16 protein-coding genes are annotated in these 17,253 nt (G+C 39.0%); 6 read left to right on the top strand and 10 right to left on the bottom strand.

Translation table 11 applies throughout. The features are described 5' to 3' along the window. Positions 1–292: 292 nt before the first annotated feature. Positions 293–466, top strand: coding sequence for a hypothetical protein (locus tag FD16_RS12850; RefSeq protein WP_155804412.1), 174 nt, complete (start codon positions 293–295; stop codon positions 464–466). 141 nt (positions 467–607) lie between these two features. On the opposite strand, the gene FD16_RS11570 is transcribed toward FD16_RS12850, so the two are convergent. The 5 genes from FD16_RS11570 to FD16_RS11550 form a co-directional block, all read right to left on the bottom strand. Continuing rightward, the gene (locus FD16_RS11570; protein ID WP_010623027.1) at positions 608–2,023 is read right to left on the bottom strand and encodes an amino acid permease; all 1,416 of its coding nucleotides are present in this window, start codon (positions 2,021–2,023) and stop codon (positions 608–610) included. Between the two features lie 263 nt (positions 2,024–2,286). After that, entirely contained in the window at positions 2,287–3,699 is a 1,413-nt protein-coding gene (locus FD16_RS11565) for an MDR family MFS transporter (RefSeq protein ID WP_010623028.1), read from the bottom strand. Between the two features lie 155 nt (positions 3,700–3,854). Next, complete coding sequence (locus FD16_RS11560) at positions 3,855–4,763, bottom strand: SPFH domain-containing protein (RefSeq protein WP_010623029.1); 909 nt, start codon at positions 4,761–4,763, stop codon at positions 3,855–3,857. A 12-nt stretch (positions 4,764–4,775) separates the two neighbouring features. After that, positions 4,776–6,458 (bottom strand): DUF975 family protein, encoded by a 1,683-nt coding sequence (locus FD16_RS11555; protein ID WP_010623030.1) that lies wholly within the window; start codon positions 6,456–6,458, stop codon positions 4,776–4,778. 251 nt (positions 6,459–6,709) lie between these two features. Further along, positions 6,710–7,309: a sugar O-acetyltransferase gene (locus FD16_RS11550; RefSeq protein WP_010623031.1), complete on the bottom strand. Its 600-nt coding sequence runs from the start codon at positions 7,307–7,309 to the stop codon at positions 6,710–6,712. A 238-nt stretch (positions 7,310–7,547) separates the two neighbouring features. Between FD16_RS11550 and FD16_RS13050 the strand changes: the two genes are divergently transcribed. Both FD16_RS13050 and FD16_RS11545 read left to right on the top strand, forming a co-directional pair. Next, the gene (locus tag FD16_RS13050) at positions 7,548–7,706 is read left to right on the top strand and encodes a hypothetical protein (protein WP_010623032.1); all 159 of its coding nucleotides are present in this window, start codon (positions 7,548–7,550) and stop codon (positions 7,704–7,706) included. Between the two features lie 23 nt (positions 7,707–7,729). Beyond that, positions 7,730–9,268, top strand: coding sequence for a multicopper oxidase family protein (locus FD16_RS11545; protein ID WP_010623033.1), 1,539 nt, complete (start codon positions 7,730–7,732; stop codon positions 9,266–9,268). A gap of 90 nt (positions 9,269–9,358) precedes the next feature. Here the strand turns inward: FD16_RS11545 and FD16_RS11540 are convergent, their stop codons facing one another. Next, positions 9,359–10,096: a hypothetical protein gene (locus FD16_RS11540; protein ID WP_029508436.1), complete on the bottom strand. Its 738-nt coding sequence runs from the start codon at positions 10,094–10,096 to the stop codon at positions 9,359–9,361. Between the two features lie 399 nt (positions 10,097–10,495). Next, entirely contained in the window at positions 10,496–12,007 is a 1,512-nt protein-coding gene (locus FD16_RS11535; RefSeq protein WP_010623035.1) for an ATP-binding cassette domain-containing protein, read from the bottom strand. Between the two features lie 365 nt (positions 12,008–12,372). Here FD16_RS11535 and FD16_RS11530 point away from each other — a divergent pair, with 365 nt between their 5' ends. Further along, positions 12,373–13,554: an NADH-dependent flavin oxidoreductase gene (locus FD16_RS11530; RefSeq protein WP_010623036.1), complete on the top strand. Its 1,182-nt coding sequence runs from the start codon at positions 12,373–12,375 to the stop codon at positions 13,552–13,554. A 28-nt stretch (positions 13,555–13,582) separates the two neighbouring features. Here the strand turns inward: FD16_RS11530 and FD16_RS11525 are convergent, their stop codons facing one another. Further along, positions 13,583–14,143: a TetR/AcrR family transcriptional regulator gene (locus FD16_RS11525; RefSeq protein ID WP_010623037.1), complete on the bottom strand. Its 561-nt coding sequence runs from the start codon at positions 14,141–14,143 to the stop codon at positions 13,583–13,585. A gap of 112 nt (positions 14,144–14,255) precedes the next feature. Here FD16_RS11525 and FD16_RS11520 point away from each other — a divergent pair, with 112 nt between their 5' ends. Further along, positions 14,256–15,053 (top strand): hypothetical protein, encoded by a 798-nt coding sequence (locus tag FD16_RS11520; protein WP_010623038.1) that lies wholly within the window; start codon positions 14,256–14,258, stop codon positions 15,051–15,053. A gap of 158 nt (positions 15,054–15,211) precedes the next feature. On the opposite strand, the gene FD16_RS11515 is transcribed toward FD16_RS11520, so the two are convergent. Beyond that, the gene (locus FD16_RS11515; protein ID WP_010623039.1) at positions 15,212–15,586 is read right to left on the bottom strand and encodes a hypothetical protein; all 375 of its coding nucleotides are present in this window, start codon (positions 15,584–15,586) and stop codon (positions 15,212–15,214) included. Between the two features lie 218 nt (positions 15,587–15,804). Between FD16_RS11515 and FD16_RS11510 the strand changes: the two genes are divergently transcribed. Next, positions 15,805–16,446 carry an NAD(P)H-binding protein gene (locus FD16_RS11510; RefSeq protein ID WP_010623040.1) on the top strand — a complete coding sequence of 214 codons (642 nt, stop codon included), beginning with the start codon at positions 15,805–15,807 and terminating at the stop codon, positions 16,444–16,446. Positions 16,447–16,687: 241 nt separating this feature from the next. On the opposite strand, the gene FD16_RS11505 is transcribed toward FD16_RS11510, so the two are convergent. Continuing rightward, positions 16,688–17,122: a GlcG/HbpS family heme-binding protein gene (locus FD16_RS11505; RefSeq protein ID WP_010623041.1), complete on the bottom strand. Its 435-nt coding sequence runs from the start codon at positions 17,120–17,122 to the stop codon at positions 16,688–16,690. Positions 17,123–17,253 lie beyond the last annotated feature (131 nt).

The raw sequence follows: 17,253 nt of genomic DNA, 5'->3' as shown, positions 1-17,253 counted from the left end.
CCGTTGCCTTACCACTTGGCTATAGCCCAATCATCTATTTAGATATCAGTGGGCATCACTACCGCAACCGACGAGAATAATTATACCGAATCTACGTATATCTTGCAAGGGAATCTTTAAAATCCGGTAAATGCGATTAATAGCTTGCAATTGAACAAACTCTATCATTACAATAGCAGTAACATATAAAAGTTGGAGTTGAGCTGTTTTGACAAACGTCCCTGTAATACATATTATAATCTGCATATTTTTAGTCGTTTACGGACTCCATGGGCTCATTAGAACTCGCAAGATGGACACGTATTACGATAAAGTTGATTTCGCTCGCTATGCGGTTTTAATGATCATTTCTGGAGCATACTTATCTACTTCACTGTTAAGTGTCGTCGTTGTTTTCATCGGTTTAGTGATCTATTTGTATCTTAGTAGATTACGATATAAACATGAAGTTGAGGATAAGAAATAGCAGTGACATACTTTTAATTTTATTTGCCGAAACGCGAATTAACAGACTGAACCACATTAAATAAAGCACTAGGCACTCACCACGCAAAAGTCCTGCGTGATAAGTACCTAGTGCTTTATTTAAGACTGTTCACCCCAGCTATTACTTCGCTTTGTTTTTATTTCTTACGGCGCTATTGCGATACCCATACCCAAAGTAAACACACAGGCCGATTGCTAGCCAGATGAAGAATGCAATCCAAGTGAAGGCCTTCAATTCTAGCATTAATGTGACACACAAAATAAATGAAATAATCGGCAGTACCGGATAAAATGGCACTCTAAATGATGACTCCAATTTGTTAAAATCAGGACTACGGCGAAGGAACACAATTCCAATCGAAACCATTGCGAATGCAAATAATGTTCCGATATTAACCAACTCAGTAATTTTGTTAATTGGAATAATGCAGGCAAAGATACTACCAACAATCCCGAAAATCCAAGTATTTTCAACTGGTGCATGAGTCTTTTCGTTCAATTTGCTGAATAATGGTGGTAATAATCCGTCACGGCTAATTGCAAATACCAATCTAGTTCCACCATACAAGAAGACAATTAACACGGTCGTCATCCCAATTACGGCACCTAATGATACGATTCCTGAAACCCAATCCTGGTGAATAAAGTGCAGTGCATAGGCAACCGGATCAGCAACGTCAAGTTTCGTGTACTTAACAATTCCAACCAGAACTGCGGACAAGGCAATATACAAAACGGTGGCAATTAGTAGTGAACCAATGATCCCAATTGGAACGTTTCTTTGTGGCCGCTTAACCTCTTCAGCCGCAGTTGAAACAGCATCGAAACCAATATAAGCATAGAAGGCAACTGCCGCCCCGGACACAATTCCCTTAGCACCGAATGGTAAGAACGGGCTGTAGTTAGCTGGTTTAATATAAAATACACCAACAACAATGAACAAAATAATGACAATAATCTTTAAAATAACCATGATTGCATTAACACGAGCCGACTCGTTAACACCGTGAGAAAGCAGGAATGCCAAAACCATAATAATTACGAAAGCTGGCAAATCAAAGAACGCCCCAGGATGACCACTGGTGCCATACGCTGCGGTCAATGCTTCCGGTAAATGAATGCCAAAACCTGACAACAAATTTTGGAAATACGACGACCAACTAGCCGCCACCGCTGAAACTGAAAACAGGTATTCAGATACCAGTGCCCAACCTAAAATCCAGGCGATGAATTCACCAAACACAGCATAAATGTATGTATACGCACTGCCGGCCAATGGAATGGTTGAAGAAAACTCCGAATAACATAATGCGGCCAGTGAACACACAACTGCGGCTAAAACGAACGCTAACATTGCACCAGGTCCGGTATACTCGGCGGCAATAATTCCGGGTGTAATAAATATTCCGGCCCCAACAATTGCGCCGACCCCCATTGTAATCAGGCTAAAGGCAGTTAGTGACTTTTCCAAGCCGGTCTTTTTGTATATATCCGTAGCAATATCTTTACGGACAAATAGTCCCGTTTTATTTTTCATAAAACCTCCTCAAGAATAATTGCTATTCTGTCTTTTAAATTAATTTTTTAACATTTGAAACAATTATCCCCCAAAATTAGAAGATGTCAAAACAACATACATGAAAATGGCAGAAATTAAGATAGTTAGGTTTGTTTTAGTTCTCATTTAATGAGGTTATGATTAATTTAATTAAGTCAAAACGCCATTCAAATTTGGATTGTTCATATCTATTTATACAAAAAAGCCACTTCATGTCAGAAGTGGCCTTACTAAATGTTATATTACTTTTGTTTATTTGGATTTCTTAAGCAGAGCGCTAAAATTAATCCAACAATTTCAACACACAACATCATGACAAATGTAGCGTGAAATCCATGAAATTGAGCGACAACTTGACTCTGACCAGTACTAACACGATTACTGATAACGGTGGTCAAAACCAACGTAGACACAGCAACTCCGGCTGAGCCTAAAATTTGTCTAATTGTGGTCGTAACTGCTGTTCCATGAGGTACTAAATTTGTTGGTAATGAATTGGCACCCATTGTCACAGCGGGCATCATCACGAAGGCATTACCTCCTTCAATAATCATGGCACATCCGATCATGATCCAGATATTAAGATGAGTAACTAGCAACGTCACTAACAGCCAACCAATGACGATCAAACTCATCCCCGTTAACATGACTACTCTAAACCCAAATTTATCTGCTAATTTACCCGTTAATGGATTCAGAATACTTAGAAAGACTGCCGCGGGCACCAACGCCATCCCCGAAATAAACGGAGACACGCCTAGTACTTGTTGATAATAAAGTGGAAAAATAATCGTGGTCACAATTAAAGCAATGTAAGAAATAGCTGTTAATAAAACTGATAAATCAAAGTTAACTGTTTTTAAAACTCGCAATTCTAGCAACGGTGTGGTGGCGTGCAATTGGCGCATCACGAACCAGATAATTGCGGCAACACTGATCACCAGCAAAATGCCATTCGTTACCCAGTCTACATGAGACTTTCCAATGTTATTTACTACGTACATAATCCCAATTAACCCGATAGAAAGAATTACAGAAATAAAATCCAGCGAACTCGTTTGCCGCGGCATCACGTCTCGAATCACGCCGGTAAAAGCAAGTAAAAATACAATCGTAATGACCACCATGAAAACGACGAATAATCCGCGCCACGAAAAGTAATTCAATACAATGCCTGAGATAATCGGTCCACAAGCAAGCGCAGATCCCATTGCCAAGCCGGCAATTCCCATTGTTGTCCCCCGTTGTTTTTCGGGAGTAATTGATAGCAGAACGGATTGGTATGACGGAAACAGCACCCCAACTGCGATGGCTTCCATAATTCGTCCAACCATCATTAACCAAAATGAGGGTGCCAAAACAATAATTAAGGTGCCAACGTCAAAAATTACTAGAATCCACATAAATAGCGCCTTAAAACTGACGTTATTTAGCAGCCATGGGCTCATTGGCATCGTGACACACATGACGAGCATAAAACCAGTCGTTAGCCACTGGACCGTGGACGCTGAAATACTAAAATATCGCATTAATGTTGGATAGGCAGTCGATAATGATGACTGACTTATCGACATTGTAAAAGTTCCCATTAGTAAAGTTAAGATAAACCCAAAACGGTTATATGCCTTCCCGTTTCTATCAATTCCATTACTCACAGTTGTCTCCCCCTAGATTAGAATCATTATAAAAAAGCACCATATTATATCCTAAACTATTTTGGAGATTTTGCAATTAGTACGATCTGTTTTGTGACCATAATAAAAAGGGAAACTAGTCTAATTACTAGTTTCCCTTTCAAACGCAGATAAAGCTATTTAGCAGCACCCTTTTTGTCGCCTGCGATTAATTTACCAATTGCCGGCAATTGTCCTAAGCTATCAGTTGTTTGATTAGGGATCACAACTGTATTGGCGTCTGAATTAGCTAACTTGCCAAATGCTTCTGTATTCAAGTTAATAAAGTACTTGTCATCAGCATTAGCCAACGAACCGTTGATTGTATCAACACGAAAGGCTTCGGCCTGTGCCTTAATTTTAACTGAATCAGCTTGCGCTTGAGCACTCTTCACTAACGCCTCATTTTCAGCCTTGTTAGTTTCAAGCAATGCCTTGTTGTTGGCCTCATTTTCAAGCGTTATTGACTGGCTCTTACCTTGTGCAGTCGCGATTGTTGCATCACGTTCACGGGTTGCTTGCAATAGTTTATTCATTGATTCCTGAATATCCTTAGATGGATTAACCGAGTCAATATTAATTCGATCAACATTTAAACCATACCCAGCAGTCACAGATGAAATTTCTTTAAACAAAGCAGCATTAATATCTTGCGTGCCATTTAACACTTCGTTTAGTTCTTTGTTACCGATGATACCACGTAGTGCAGCACGCGTATCTTGAACCATTGAGCGAACGGAATCTTCGTTTTTGAAAACAAAGTCCTGAATATTGGTAACATGAAATTTAAGTGAAATTTTTACCGAGATCTCGGCATTATCTTTTGTGATCACAACTTGCTGATTCAAGTCTAATGGTGTTTGGGCCGTATTGACTGTCACAACTCGTGAAATGAATGGCTTAATGAAGTGTAAGCCAGGGTTAATAACTCGTTCAAAACGACCTAAAGTGACAACAACTCCAACATTTGGCTGAGTCACAATTTTGAGTGACACAAATAACAACACCAAAACTATTACAATGATGACAATTCCTAAAACTAACACAATGATATCTCCTTAATTATTTAAATTCGTTAAATTCATTTCGTAGTCCTGTTCGCTATCGTTAGCATTTTCAGTCTGCTTATCGCTAGCGTACGCAGTGAACTTGAAGTTCAACGTTGAAATCTGATCAACGTTATTAATCTGTTGCTTTGGATAGATGTACAAATAAACACTGCGAGTTGAATTATGAGGTACACCACCGTCAATGATGGTACTATTCAAACTTGGTTCGTAGCTACTCCCCAGGTTAGTGACAAGGTCACCCTGAGATGGATAATAGGTATTATCATACTTACCAGTCTTAATAGTGAGATGTAAAATTACGACTCCAGACACCTCATCCTTTTTTGAACCGCCAATATCTGCCTTGACCGGCTTAAAGGTTGCAATCCAGCCCTTATCAATCGTCACAGTTGAATCCATCCATTTTTTACTTTGCCAGTTAGGATTGAATTCCTTGATCTTGGTTAAGTTAGCGGTCTGCTCATAGTTAATCATTAACTGATTGGAACTTGGATCGAACTTGTTATCGCGGATGTCTTCAGCATCAGTGGTATCCATGCCATCATCAAAGTCTGAAGATGGTGTAATACCATCATGCGATTTCTTTTCGTTCTTCTTTGATGTTTTAGCACTGCTTGTTTCATGGCTAGATGATCCAGATTCGCTATTTGATTTGCCAACCACAACAAATATCGTTCCCATAATCAATAACGCAACCACAACGATTACCGCAATCAGACCACCATGGCCCTTTTTGGGAGGTCGCTGGTTGGGATCTTGACCATTGCCATTGCCACCGCCCATTGCCTGATTATACAAATCATTTTCAACCGTTGGTGCTGGATTAATCGTTTGACTAACTTCATTAACTGGTGTCTTTTGACCTGAATTACGCTTTGGTGTGGCCGATTCACTATCAGAAGATGAATCAAAATCCGATGCATTCGGTTCGAATCGATCATCAAACCCATCATTCATTCCCGCCGTGTAAACTGCATCTTGGGCACTTGAAGTCTTTTGACCAGATGATAGGTCACGATAAAATGCGCAACTTGCCATGCAAATGTAAGGCACCAGCCATAAATAGCCAAGACCCATCGTTACAGTGGATAACAACACCCATCCGATAAACGTTAATTGTAAAACAAAAAATTGCCACTTATGGCCGTCCATCATTTTACGACTAGCAGTAATGCAATCCAAGGCTGAGACATTTGTTTCTCCAGCATTAACTCGATCAAAATAAACAAACATTGCCTGCGAGTATGAAAATGACTTGATAATTCCTGGAATGTACAATAATAACATCCACAAGCAGATGAAAATGTATTGCAAGATCGAGATTTTAAATAATGGCCACCAATGTCTCTGTAAGACAGTAAATACTTGTTTCCAATTTGACGGTTTATTAGTGTCATACCAGCGTAAAAGGACTAAATTAAAACATACACCAATTAATCCGTAAGCAACCGCCGAAACAACTATTAACACAATCATTAGTAACGCCGTCGCCGTGATAAGACCTTGCGTAGTGTTCACATGGATTATCAACTCGCCAAATAATATAACTGCATAAAATACTACAAGTACTAACAAAAATGGCACAATAAATGTACCGATAGCACTTCCCCAGTGACCAGCCAGCTTTGCTCGTGCTCGTGCACGGTAAGCACTAGATCCCTGATTTGTCATGCTTTCCAACTCCTCCTGAATAAATGAATTCTATTATGGTTTTTGTCCTTTATGAATCTACCGAATCTACAGGGGGTTGTCAATGAGTTGGCTAATTATAAATTATCAATTGATAATTTATAATGGCAAAAAAAAGAAAAATAGAATAATTTACATAACAAAATATAAAAATTAGTCTGTTTTCTTACTTTTAAATTCACAATAATCTCAAATATTTAAATCATTTATTTTTTTCATAGAATCTTCAAAATTTAACCAAATTTATCGGTACCATCAAAACCAGTTCGATCTTCATCAGTAATTTTTCTCATCACATGACATGGGTTATCAACGGCAATCACATCGCTTGGAATGTTTTTTGTGACGACACTTCCACCGCCAATAATAGTTCGATCGCCAATCGTAACACCCGGCATGACAGTCACATTGGCACCAAACCAAACATCATCACCGATCGAAATTGGTTTGGCAATACAACCACCCTGCCGTCTTTCTTTGGCGTCGATTAAGTGGTTGCTGGTATACAATCCTGCTTTTGGTCCGAACAACACATTGTCACCGATATTAATCGGTGCGCCATCCAGCATCACGCAATCGTAATTAGCATAGAAATTATCACCGATATGGATGTTGCAGCCAAACTCGCATCTAAAAAACGGTTCGAAAAACGGATTTACTCCAGAACTACCAAGTAAGTGACTCAAAATCCGTTTTTTCTCATCATTATTGTTAGATGAGTTTAACTCAGTAGTTAATTTAGTTGATCTGGCTCTTGCGTCAACCAGCAATGGATCCAAATCGTTATATGGTACCTGCTTTGCCATGTAATCAAATTTTTCGCTTAAATTCATAATCGATCCTCCACAAATATATTTGTTACCAATATAGCAAAAATTAATATCTCATCATAGTTAAGACTGCTTTTCCAGTTTTGATTAATTATTTTATTTAGGCATCCCAAAATATTTAATATGGATATTGTAAGAATTAAAGTGCAGAACTATAATCAACTTGAACGGTTCATTTAGATGTAACTAATACTTTCGTTAATTGATCCGTTCGACTGTACTATGAAAGGACCATACCAGAATGTCAAAAACAGTGTCATTATTTTTCTTTGTCTTCTACCTTGTTTTGTTTGGAGTGGTGCTTTCAAAACACAACATGATTGCCATGCTAATGATGGCAACCGGAATGTTGTTGGAGGCATGCATTAATCTAGTCTACGCTTTTTCAAACAAACGCTAACAAATTATGAAGGAGTTGCTCATATGACCAATCAAGTTTACACGGACTATTTCTTTGACAAAACCGCATTTAATACTCAGGACGCGGGGTATGTACCTCTTGAACCCATGGATACTCCACAAGTACCACTAAACATTCCACCAATTTTGACACCTGATGCTGAAACAGATGACAGTCTCGCATATACGATCACCGCACAAACTGGTGAAACTCAAATTTTACCAGGTGAAAAAACTAAAACATGGGGATTCAACGCTCCATTATTAGGACAAACTATCGTCTTAAAGCGTGGCAAGCATACGCGAGTTCATCTACGTGATGAGTTACCAGAGCTGACAACATTCCATTGGCATGGACTTAATATCCCCGGTCCAATTGCTGATGGTGGCTGTCATGCGCCCGTTTATCCCGGCAAAACTAGAGATATTGAATTTGATGTTAATCAACCCGCCTCGACTGCATGGCTACACGCTCACCCATGTCCTGAAACTGCCTCTCAAGTCTGGCATGGACTAGCCGCAATGGTGATCATTAAAGATGAAGTTGAGGCAGCCCTGCCGTTTCCTCGCAATTATGGTGTCGATGATATTCCCGTGATTCTGCAAGATCGCAAATTCCATGACCATAATCAATGGAACTATCAAGCTGACTATGACCCTGATGGTGTTCAAGGTCCAACCGCAATGATTAATGGCACCGTAAATCCTTATTTTGATGTCACCACCCAAAGAGTACGTTTACGTATCCTAAATGGTGCAAACAGACGCGAATGGCGGTTGCACTTTACTGATGATCTCGAGTTCACACAAATTGGTTCTGATGGAGGCATTTTGCCAGCACCCGTGACCTTGACACATCTAATGTCTACCTGTGCTGAACGTCATGAAATTATTGTTGATTTCGGAAAATACCATGATGGTGATGAGGTCATCTTGTATTCAGACGATACACCGTTGATTCATTTTAGGATTCACCAGTTTGTTCCAGACAACGTTGAACTACCCACACATTTAGTTGATATTCCTGACCCAGCAGTGGATCCAGATTTACCAATTAAGCGTGTGGTCATGTCTGGTATGGATGAAGGTGTCATGATTGATAATACCAAGTTTGCAATGCAACGTATTGACTATGAAATGCCAATGGGCAAGTGCCAACTGTGGGACATTACTAACACAAATGATATGAAGGTCGGCATGATTCACCCATATCACATGCATGGTACTTCATTTAAAGTAGTTTCAAGAAATGGTCATGACCCATATCCTAACGAGCATGGGCTTAAAGATGTGGTTAGTGTTAATCCCGGCGAGCACGTTGTAATTAAGGTGTGGTTTGATGTACCAGGTATCTTCATGTACCACTGTCACATCATTGAGCACGAGGATGGCGGAATGATGGCCCAGTTAAAAGTGATTGACCCTAAAAATCCAACCGCTAAATACCAATTGATGGATCACCACACATTGATGGCTGCGTTTGCTAAGGAACGTGGTGTGTCAATGGATGAGCTTTGGATGGGCGGCATGGAATCATACAAAATGTTTGGCATGAGTATGTAATAATTGAAAAATGCGCTTGAGAAAAATCTCAGCGCATTTTTATTTTGAACTATGATAAACAGACGTAATGATCTGTCAATTCTTTATAATTTATTCGCCATACTTCGTTGCAATGGTTGTGGCCGACCCATCTGCAGAAATTTCTTGGAGTGCTCCGTTTGCATCAATTTGATATGACGCAACTCTTGGCGAGACATCTGGATCAGCTCCGGCCGATTGCATATTAGCGCTATCGTGATTTTCACGAACATCAATCTGCAATAATCCCGCACTATCCTTATACATGTCCATTGAATAATCGCTACGATTAAAGCCTGATTCAGCATAGTCACTCGAGAAGTGTTTCCAAACCCATGAATCTACTTGAGCCGTGGTTAAATTATTTTGATCCACGCCTGAAGTACTTGAATCATTCTCTGAGTCCGAACTACTTGATACCGAATTTGATGACACATTACTTGAATCAGATGATTCACTTGACGATTTACTGTTAGATGACTTTTTATGTTTATGACTATAACTAGCCGACTGTGAAGAACTATCATTATTTGAAGAAGTTGCACTTGTAGTCTTCCCACGACCGATTGCAAATGCACCACCCACTACCAAAATCACGACAACTGCAACCAAAGCAATAATCCATGTTCTCTTCTTAGGATTCTTTGGTGGTTGAGAATTACCATTAGGATGACTGCGCGTCATTGTCTCTTCTGCACCATCATCATTATTTTGTGCCGTTTTTTCAGTTGCTCGATTCTCTGGCAGTTGTTCATTTGTAACCTTGTTAAGTTGAAATCCACAATTTGGACAAAAATCCGGGTGTCCCACCAACTTTTCCCCACACTCTGGGCAAAACATCACATCCTGTGCCATACCCCAATACCAACCTTTCCAATATACTCTTTATTTAAAAATCCCAATGTATCGTATTAATTATATCGTATCTTGCGTAATTGAAACATATCTTGCGTAACAAAGTAACAAACTAATCAGAGCCCACCATTAGTGCTTCACTATGTAACAAAAAAATCCTTCATCTTTCCACGGATGAAGGGTATTTATTCACTGAACCGTTAATTTGGCGATTAAATCTGGTGCCTACTAAATATACTACTTATGTGCGATCGCAACAATTATGAAATGGGTTACATTTTAAATGGTTACAATTCTGTAATTTAACTTAAAAAAAGCTGTACCGAAATTGATATTTCGTGTACAACTTTCGTTTTATTGAGTTAATCTATTAATCTTGGCTTTCATTGCACTGATCTCTTGTGGATCACCATTACCGGATTGAATAAGCTGATCATACCTCATCTTTAACAACGGTAAATCACTATTAACTTTTTGATTAACAGATTGAATCGCTGGATCCACCAACTGACACTTAGTAATCAAGAGCGTCCGTCTTGCTACTCGATTTCTAAACCCCTGATCGTGTGAAACAAAAAGAACGGATCCTGGATATTGTTCAATAAATGATGCCAACGCATCAATCGCACTCATATCCAGAAAATTTGTTGGTTCATCCAGAACTAAAAAATTATTCGCGCCTAGCAACACTTTTAATAGTTGTACTTTGACCTTTTGTCCACCACTTAAATGGGCAATTTGTTTATCATAATAAGCGTGCGTAATGCCAAACGCACCCATCACTTGTCGAAGGCGGTCATCATTGACCCTGCTATCTTTTTGGACAAAATTTAACACCTTATCTTCCAAAGGTAATGCGGTCAAATCTTGGTTAAAGTATCCAATGCGGGCATTATCCGATACGTTTAAGTAATTCTGTCGGTTGATGATTGATTTAATTAACGTTGTTTTGCCACTTCCATTAGGGCCGACCAACGCCACCTTATCACCCGGTTTAATTTTAAAGGTACCGTTATCAATCAGTATTTTGTGGTCAAATGAGATTTTTAACTGAGTAGCACTGGCTAATGTTTTACCAGTAAATTTAGGAAAATCCGTCACCATTAATTTAATCGGCGCAACTTGAAATGGTTTATTAGCATCCCCACTATTAGCTTTTTTCAGCATGGCATGTGCACTTCGTTCCATCTTTCCAGCATTTTGTTCACGAATTGACTTAGTTTGTGCTCTCTCAATTCTACCCATGTTTTTACTGCCCTTACGAATGTGGGCAGCCTTTTGTTTGCGTTCTTCTACCGCACGCCTAATGGAACTTTGATAATCTTTTTGCCTGGCATATTCGTCCATTCGTCGCTTAAATTCTTGATTTTGTCGCAATTCAAATTCATCAAAATTATCGTTGTATTCAGTAAAATGGTTATCTTCAACAGACCAAATTTTACTTGTAACTGCATTTAAAAAATGCCGATCACGCGAAATTATAATTGTTAATCCTGAATAATTCTCAACTGTCTTAATTAATTGATGCTGGTGATTTTCATCCAAATTAGAGGTTGGCTCATCTAAAATGAGAATCTCTGGCCATTTTGCAACCGCCACCCGAATTTTTTCACTCGTTGTTTGACCACCACTCCGATCATTTTGAGCATTGATCTGCGGAACAAATTCAATTTGTCCATCCGTGTTGATATTGCCCTGATAGTCAGAATCAAGTCCCATAATCATGTTCATCAGGGTTGTTTTCCCACTACCATTTCCGCCAACTACACCCACTACGTCGCCAGTTTGTGCATTCAAAGCATTCGCATCAAATAACACGCGACCATCAACGATCTTTTTTACTTTTCTAATTATAATTTGTGCCATTGTAAATCCCCCATTGATAGGGATTCATTAGAATCTGTGCACAAAAAAAGTACACCTATAATAAATATAAATGCACTGACATTTAGTAGAATATGTCAATGCGATCCTAATTAACCCCACAGATTGCCAACTATTAATCACAATAGTTAGTTAGACTGAAAAAGTTAATTAGATGCGCATTGGCCACATTCCTCCGTTTTCTTAATTTCGGTTAGTATATCATCAAATAGCTATTCATGGCAAATGGTAATTATTAGTTGGTTACAAAATAGTTCCTACAGCACTTATTAGTGCGTACTATTAATGAGGTTCTCGTAAGTTTATGATTCTTAGTGTATTCAAATTAACACTAGGAGGAAATTTAAATGTCTCACAACTTTATGAACGGTTTTAGTTTTGCAAATGGTTTGACGGTAAAAAATCGAATCGTCATGTCACCAATGACTACCATGACTAGTTTTTATAATGGTATGGTCACCAGTGACGAGATTGCTTACTACGCTAAACGAGCTGGTGGCCCTGGCATGATAATCTCGGGTGTTGCCAATGTCAGTGACAGTGGTAAAGGGTTCGAAGGAGAACTTTCAGTTGCCAGTGATGAGATGATTCCGGGGCTGGCGAAGATTGCATCCGCTCTACATCAAAACGGTACTCGCGCTATTTTACAGATTTTTCACGCTGGTAGAAAAAGTAATAGTGAAATTTTGCGTGGTAACAAGCCGGTTAGTGCGAGCGCAATTGCCGCATCATACCCAGCAGGATCTGAAACACCCCGCGCCTTAACAGGGTCAGAAATTGAACAGATCATTGCAGACTTTGGTCAGGCCACGCGTCGTGCCGTTCAAGCTGGCTTTGATGGCGTAGAACTACATGGTGCTAATACTTATCTTTTACAGCAGTTTTTCTCTCTCAATTCCAACCAACGAACTGATCAGTGGGGTGGCAACCGTGATCAACGAATGAAATTTGCACTAGCCGTCATTAATTCTGTAAAAAACGCGGTTTCTTCTGTTAGTCGTCCATTTGTTATCGGGTACCGTTTATCTCCAGAGGAAATTGAGACTCCTGGTATTAGGCTCGAGGATTCTCTTTACTTTGCCGAAAAAATTAGAGACCTCGTCGATTATATCCACATTTCGATGGGCAGCTATCGTCGGACATCTCTAAACGACAAAAGAGATGTTGAGCCAATTTTACAAAAATTCGCCAAAATTACGAGTGGTCACACACCTCTGATTGGTGTTGGTTCGGTAGAATTACCAGCTGATGCCGACAATGTTTTGGCACTTGGTACGGATTTTGTTGCCCTTGGTCGCGAACTTCTTCGTGAACCGCAGTGGGTTCAAAAAATCGCAGCCGATGATGAGGACAGTATCCGAACTCGTATCAGCCCCTCTGATATGGCGGAGCTGGCCATTCCGTCAGTCATGCAGGTTTACTTAAGCGAATCATTCAAATCAGTCATGCACTTCACAACAGATACGAATACTAAACAAGACTACCGGAATCAGGTCGCACCGATGGAAGGTTTCGAAAAGAAACTCTAAACTGGTTAACCACAGGATTCGTTTAACCTTACGGTTGGGCGAATCCTGTTTTATTATTTTTTAGCAATTCAGTACAATTATGTGTTAGTTGTCGATTGGTCAATGTCAGTGTTTCATAAGTCGCAACCTCTGGATGATTAAACCAGTAAACGTACGAGTTAATAAGTCCGTCACTAAGATACTGTAAAATTATCTTGCCACGACCGTTACCACTTGTTAGCAACACATCACACAAAGTATCAAATAGCATTTGCTGTAGCTGGTCCACTAGCACATGATGTTGCTGATTTTGGCACAAGTATTTGAATCCTTCAAAGTTATCCATCAGTATTTCATCAAAAACTTTTAATAATGCGTCTAAATTTTGATATCTCACCGATAAAGCTTCATACACTCGTTGTGCCATTTCATCTTGATAATCTTCAAAAATATCTTCAACGTGGTCATAATGAATATAAAACGTACGTCGATTTATTCCCGCTTCTCGGCATAATTCAGTAACTTTAATTTGTTCGATCTTTTTATCCTGCAGTAGTTTAAATAATGCTGTTCGTAACGCCGCTTTAGTTTTGATGATCCGTCGATCCATTTTTTCTACCTCTTCAAAAGATAATTCACACTTTCTAGTAAAATGGTGCTAATGCCATTGTACATAAGAATAAAATAATTACCACAAATTAAAATTACGAGGAGGAACTATTATGTGGTCATTTTTACACGGTCTATTTTCAACCTACAACGGCACAACATATTCATTGCAAGATTTTGTTCATGCGTTTAGCTTCAGCAATCCTCACTTTGCCAGCGTTGCCTTCGTGGCCGGTTTAACATTTGCCATCGGTTTTATTGAATACATCTATAGTTTTTTGTTAGTCAATCACGAGTATAGCTCTCCTTACAACGTGATGATGCACACCTATTATTTTGCTATTGATTCAATGGGCATATTTGTCTTTGCACTAGCATCTCACGCTGTCGGCGGCTTTTGGATATTCACTGGTGCATCAATTGCAGAGGTCATCTGGACCCTGTTCGAGGTTTACAACATTATCAAATGTGTCTACGTCGAGCGTGAAGAAATATGGGGTAAAGGAGTCACCGTCGCCAGTGCCTGGTGGCGCATGCTAGGCTGGATCGTTGTCATGGTTGGAACCGTTAACCTATTTCGTGTCTTCATGAATGATCCGGCTATGTTTAAATGGTACATTTTTACAAACATTTTGATGGGAATCATGCCCGGTTTGTATTGGGAAAAGCGTGGTACCCGTGTTGGGGCATCATGGGGGCTTGCAATTGTAATCTGCATTGGGACAATTAATTCATTTTTGCCAACTAACATGTGGGCATCTGTCAGTTCATACTTCAGTGTAACCAATAATCCGTGGTTTTACGTCATCGGTGTCATTTCCATTTTCTTCTCGATCAGAACATTCTGGGTTTTAGGTAAGTTACCTAACAAGCCTAAAATTTTACAAAACGGGAAAAAATCAATTTGGTAACACAGAATGCAGTGACAAACTGTTGTTTCTGCACATATACGGCCTCCAAGACAAAATTCAATTTAGAATTTTAGCCTTGGAGGCCGTATATTTTGTGAGCAAAGCGCCATTTGTAATATCTGCAAGATGGATTTTTTGAGAGAAGATAACGAATAACCTTAGTCCTTGTTACCTCTAACCGCCAAATAATTATCATAAAGATCTATGCTAGCATCAATATCAGATCCAATTGCTCGATATGTCGTGGCATACAACGCCCTCAACTCGGTATCATCAATTTCCGTTGCAAATGAACTCATCATTTTATTGAGTTTCTCGTTATAAATTTTATCATTCATAATATCCACAATTCTAACGTGTTGATATGCTCTAACGACCTTCAGAAACAAACGCGTTGGTAAGTCAGCAACAAATGAGTTACGAATTAATTCAATTTCATCATCACTGAAATCACAAAAGTAGTCTTCATTTAATCGCGATAAATAATAATTTAGATGACTTTTGAAACGAGTCGCATATTCCTCATACTTCATATTTAATCCTCAATTCATCTTATCCAGAATTTTCGCCTTTCTATACGTATTATTGTATGATATTTTTAATTCATTATGCGAGCTTGACGCCCAAAGATTTGGTTAAGATTAAAAATATTTAGAAAAATATATTAATGTATTTTGTGTCACCGTTCATGAATAGCGTTATAGTAAGCACGAATGCGATCATAAATCTAAATGAATTGGAAGTAATAAACTTGAAAACCATTTTAATCTTAGGAGCAGCTGGACAAATTTCCACCTACCTCACTGATGAACTTTTAAAGAACACCGACTACCAAATTAAACTGTTGGCACATCGTGGCAAGAGCCGTATCAAGATTAAAGACTCAAATCGTGAAAAAGTCATTGAGGGAGACTTTGGGGATCAGCAAACAATATCTAATGCTCTGGACGGTGTTGATGCCGTATACCTAAACGAAATGCGTGATATTAACGATGTAACAACATTAGTTAATGAAATGAGTGCCCACGATGTCCACAAACTAATTGCAGCAACTGTACTGGGCATTCAAGACGAAGTTAAAGGAAAATTCGGTGATTGGAATACCTCAATGATTGCTAGTTCGATTGCTAAGCGCAAACAAACCGCAGCAGTGGTGGAATCATCTGATCTTGATTACACACTATTAAGACTAGCCTGGCTTTTCAATAATGACGCAAAAACTGATTACGAAACCACCGCTAGTGGTACTCCTTTTGGTGGAACAGAAGTTAGTCGCCAAGCGGTTGCTAAATTAATTGTCAATATTTTGACCGATGACTCAAATCAATTTTCTCGTCAAAGTATCGGCGTTAATGAACCAAATACTCAAGGGAACAAACCATCATTTTACTAACATAAATACCGTTGCCTTTTACTGCTAAAATTATGAACAATTAAAAACTATTGTTCGTAAACAATACCTAGATTACTAAATTACTAAATCACTAATTTAAGGATTCGGTTCACGCAATCTGACCATGCAACAACTATTCTTTTTCGGACACACAAAACCTCCAAGGACAAAATCCAAACTCAGGATTTTAGTCTTTGGAGGTCTTATGTTATAAGAGCCAAACACAACTTACACTTTTCTTTTATTGATTATCTTCTATTAGTTTATTAGCGTAGATTGCGATAGACCGTGACAGTGCTAAATCACCTTCACTCGTTGATCCACTAACACCCACTGCACCAATAATAGAATTATTAATTCTAATTGGAACACCGCCTCGTAATGGTAATACTCCGGGAGTAGTCATCATTGCCGGCTGCCCATCGTTCACAAACGACTCAAAGACACCAGAATCGTCTTGCAACAACACAGCAGACGTAGCCTTATCGATTGCGACCTGGACGGATACTGGAGCAGCGTCATCCATTTGAACAAATGCTTTTAGTTTACCGCTCATATTTATTACAGAGATTGAAACCTGGACATTATTAGCTGTAGCCTGCTTTATTCCATATGAAATCATTTGTGATGCTAAAACAAGTGTGATATCTTGCCTATTTTGAACATATTTTGTCATGTATATATCCCTCCTATTACAAATCACATCAACAATATAAAAATAAAAAGGTTATCAATTCAGCCACAAAAGCTGTGATAACCTTTTCTATTATTATGAAATTGGGCTAGCTGGGTTCGAACCAGCGCATC

The organism is Paucilactobacillus suebicus DSM 5007 = KCTC 3549 (assembly GCF_001434475.1).
Classification (GTDB): Bacteria; Bacillota; Bacilli; order Lactobacillales; family Lactobacillaceae; genus Paucilactobacillus; species Paucilactobacillus suebicus.
This window is presented reverse-complemented; position numbering and strand designations above follow the sequence as displayed.

Excerpts from the sequence above, each read along its gene's own strand:
- FD16_RS12850 (WP_155804412.1), top strand. The coding sequence starts at position 293 with ATGGACACGTATTACGATAAAGTTGATTTCGCTCGCTATGCGGTTTTA.
- FD16_RS11570 (WP_010623027.1), bottom strand. The coding sequence starts at position 2,023 with ATGAAAAATAAAACGGGACTATTTGTCCGTAAAGATATTGCTACGGAT.
- FD16_RS11555 (WP_010623030.1), bottom strand. The coding sequence starts at position 6,458 with ATGACAAATCAGGGATCTAGTGCTTACCGTGCACGAGCACGAGCAAAG.
- FD16_RS11550 (WP_010623031.1), bottom strand. The coding sequence starts at position 7,309 with ATGAATTTAAGCGAAAAATTTGATTACATGGCAAAGCAGGTACCATAT.
- FD16_RS13050 (WP_010623032.1), top strand. The coding sequence starts at position 7,548 with ATGTCAAAAACAGTGTCATTATTTTTCTTTGTCTTCTACCTTGTTTTG.
- FD16_RS11545 (WP_010623033.1), top strand. The coding sequence starts at position 7,730 with ATGACCAATCAAGTTTACACGGACTATTTCTTTGACAAAACCGCATTT.
- FD16_RS11535 (WP_010623035.1), bottom strand. The coding sequence starts at position 12,007 with ATGGCACAAATTATAATTAGAAAAGTAAAAAAGATCGTTGATGGTCGC.
- FD16_RS11530 (WP_010623036.1), top strand. The coding sequence starts at position 12,373 with ATGTCTCACAACTTTATGAACGGTTTTAGTTTTGCAAATGGTTTGACG.
- FD16_RS11525 (WP_010623037.1), bottom strand. The coding sequence starts at position 14,143 with ATGGATCGACGGATCATCAAAACTAAAGCGGCGTTACGAACAGCATTA.
- FD16_RS11520 (WP_010623038.1), top strand. The coding sequence starts at position 14,256 with ATGTGGTCATTTTTACACGGTCTATTTTCAACCTACAACGGCACAACA.
- FD16_RS11515 (WP_010623039.1), bottom strand. The coding sequence starts at position 15,586 with ATGAAGTATGAGGAATATGCGACTCGTTTCAAAAGTCATCTAAATTAT.
- FD16_RS11505 (WP_010623041.1), bottom strand. The coding sequence starts at position 17,122 with ATGACAAAATATGTTCAAAATAGGCAAGATATCACACTTGTTTTAGCA.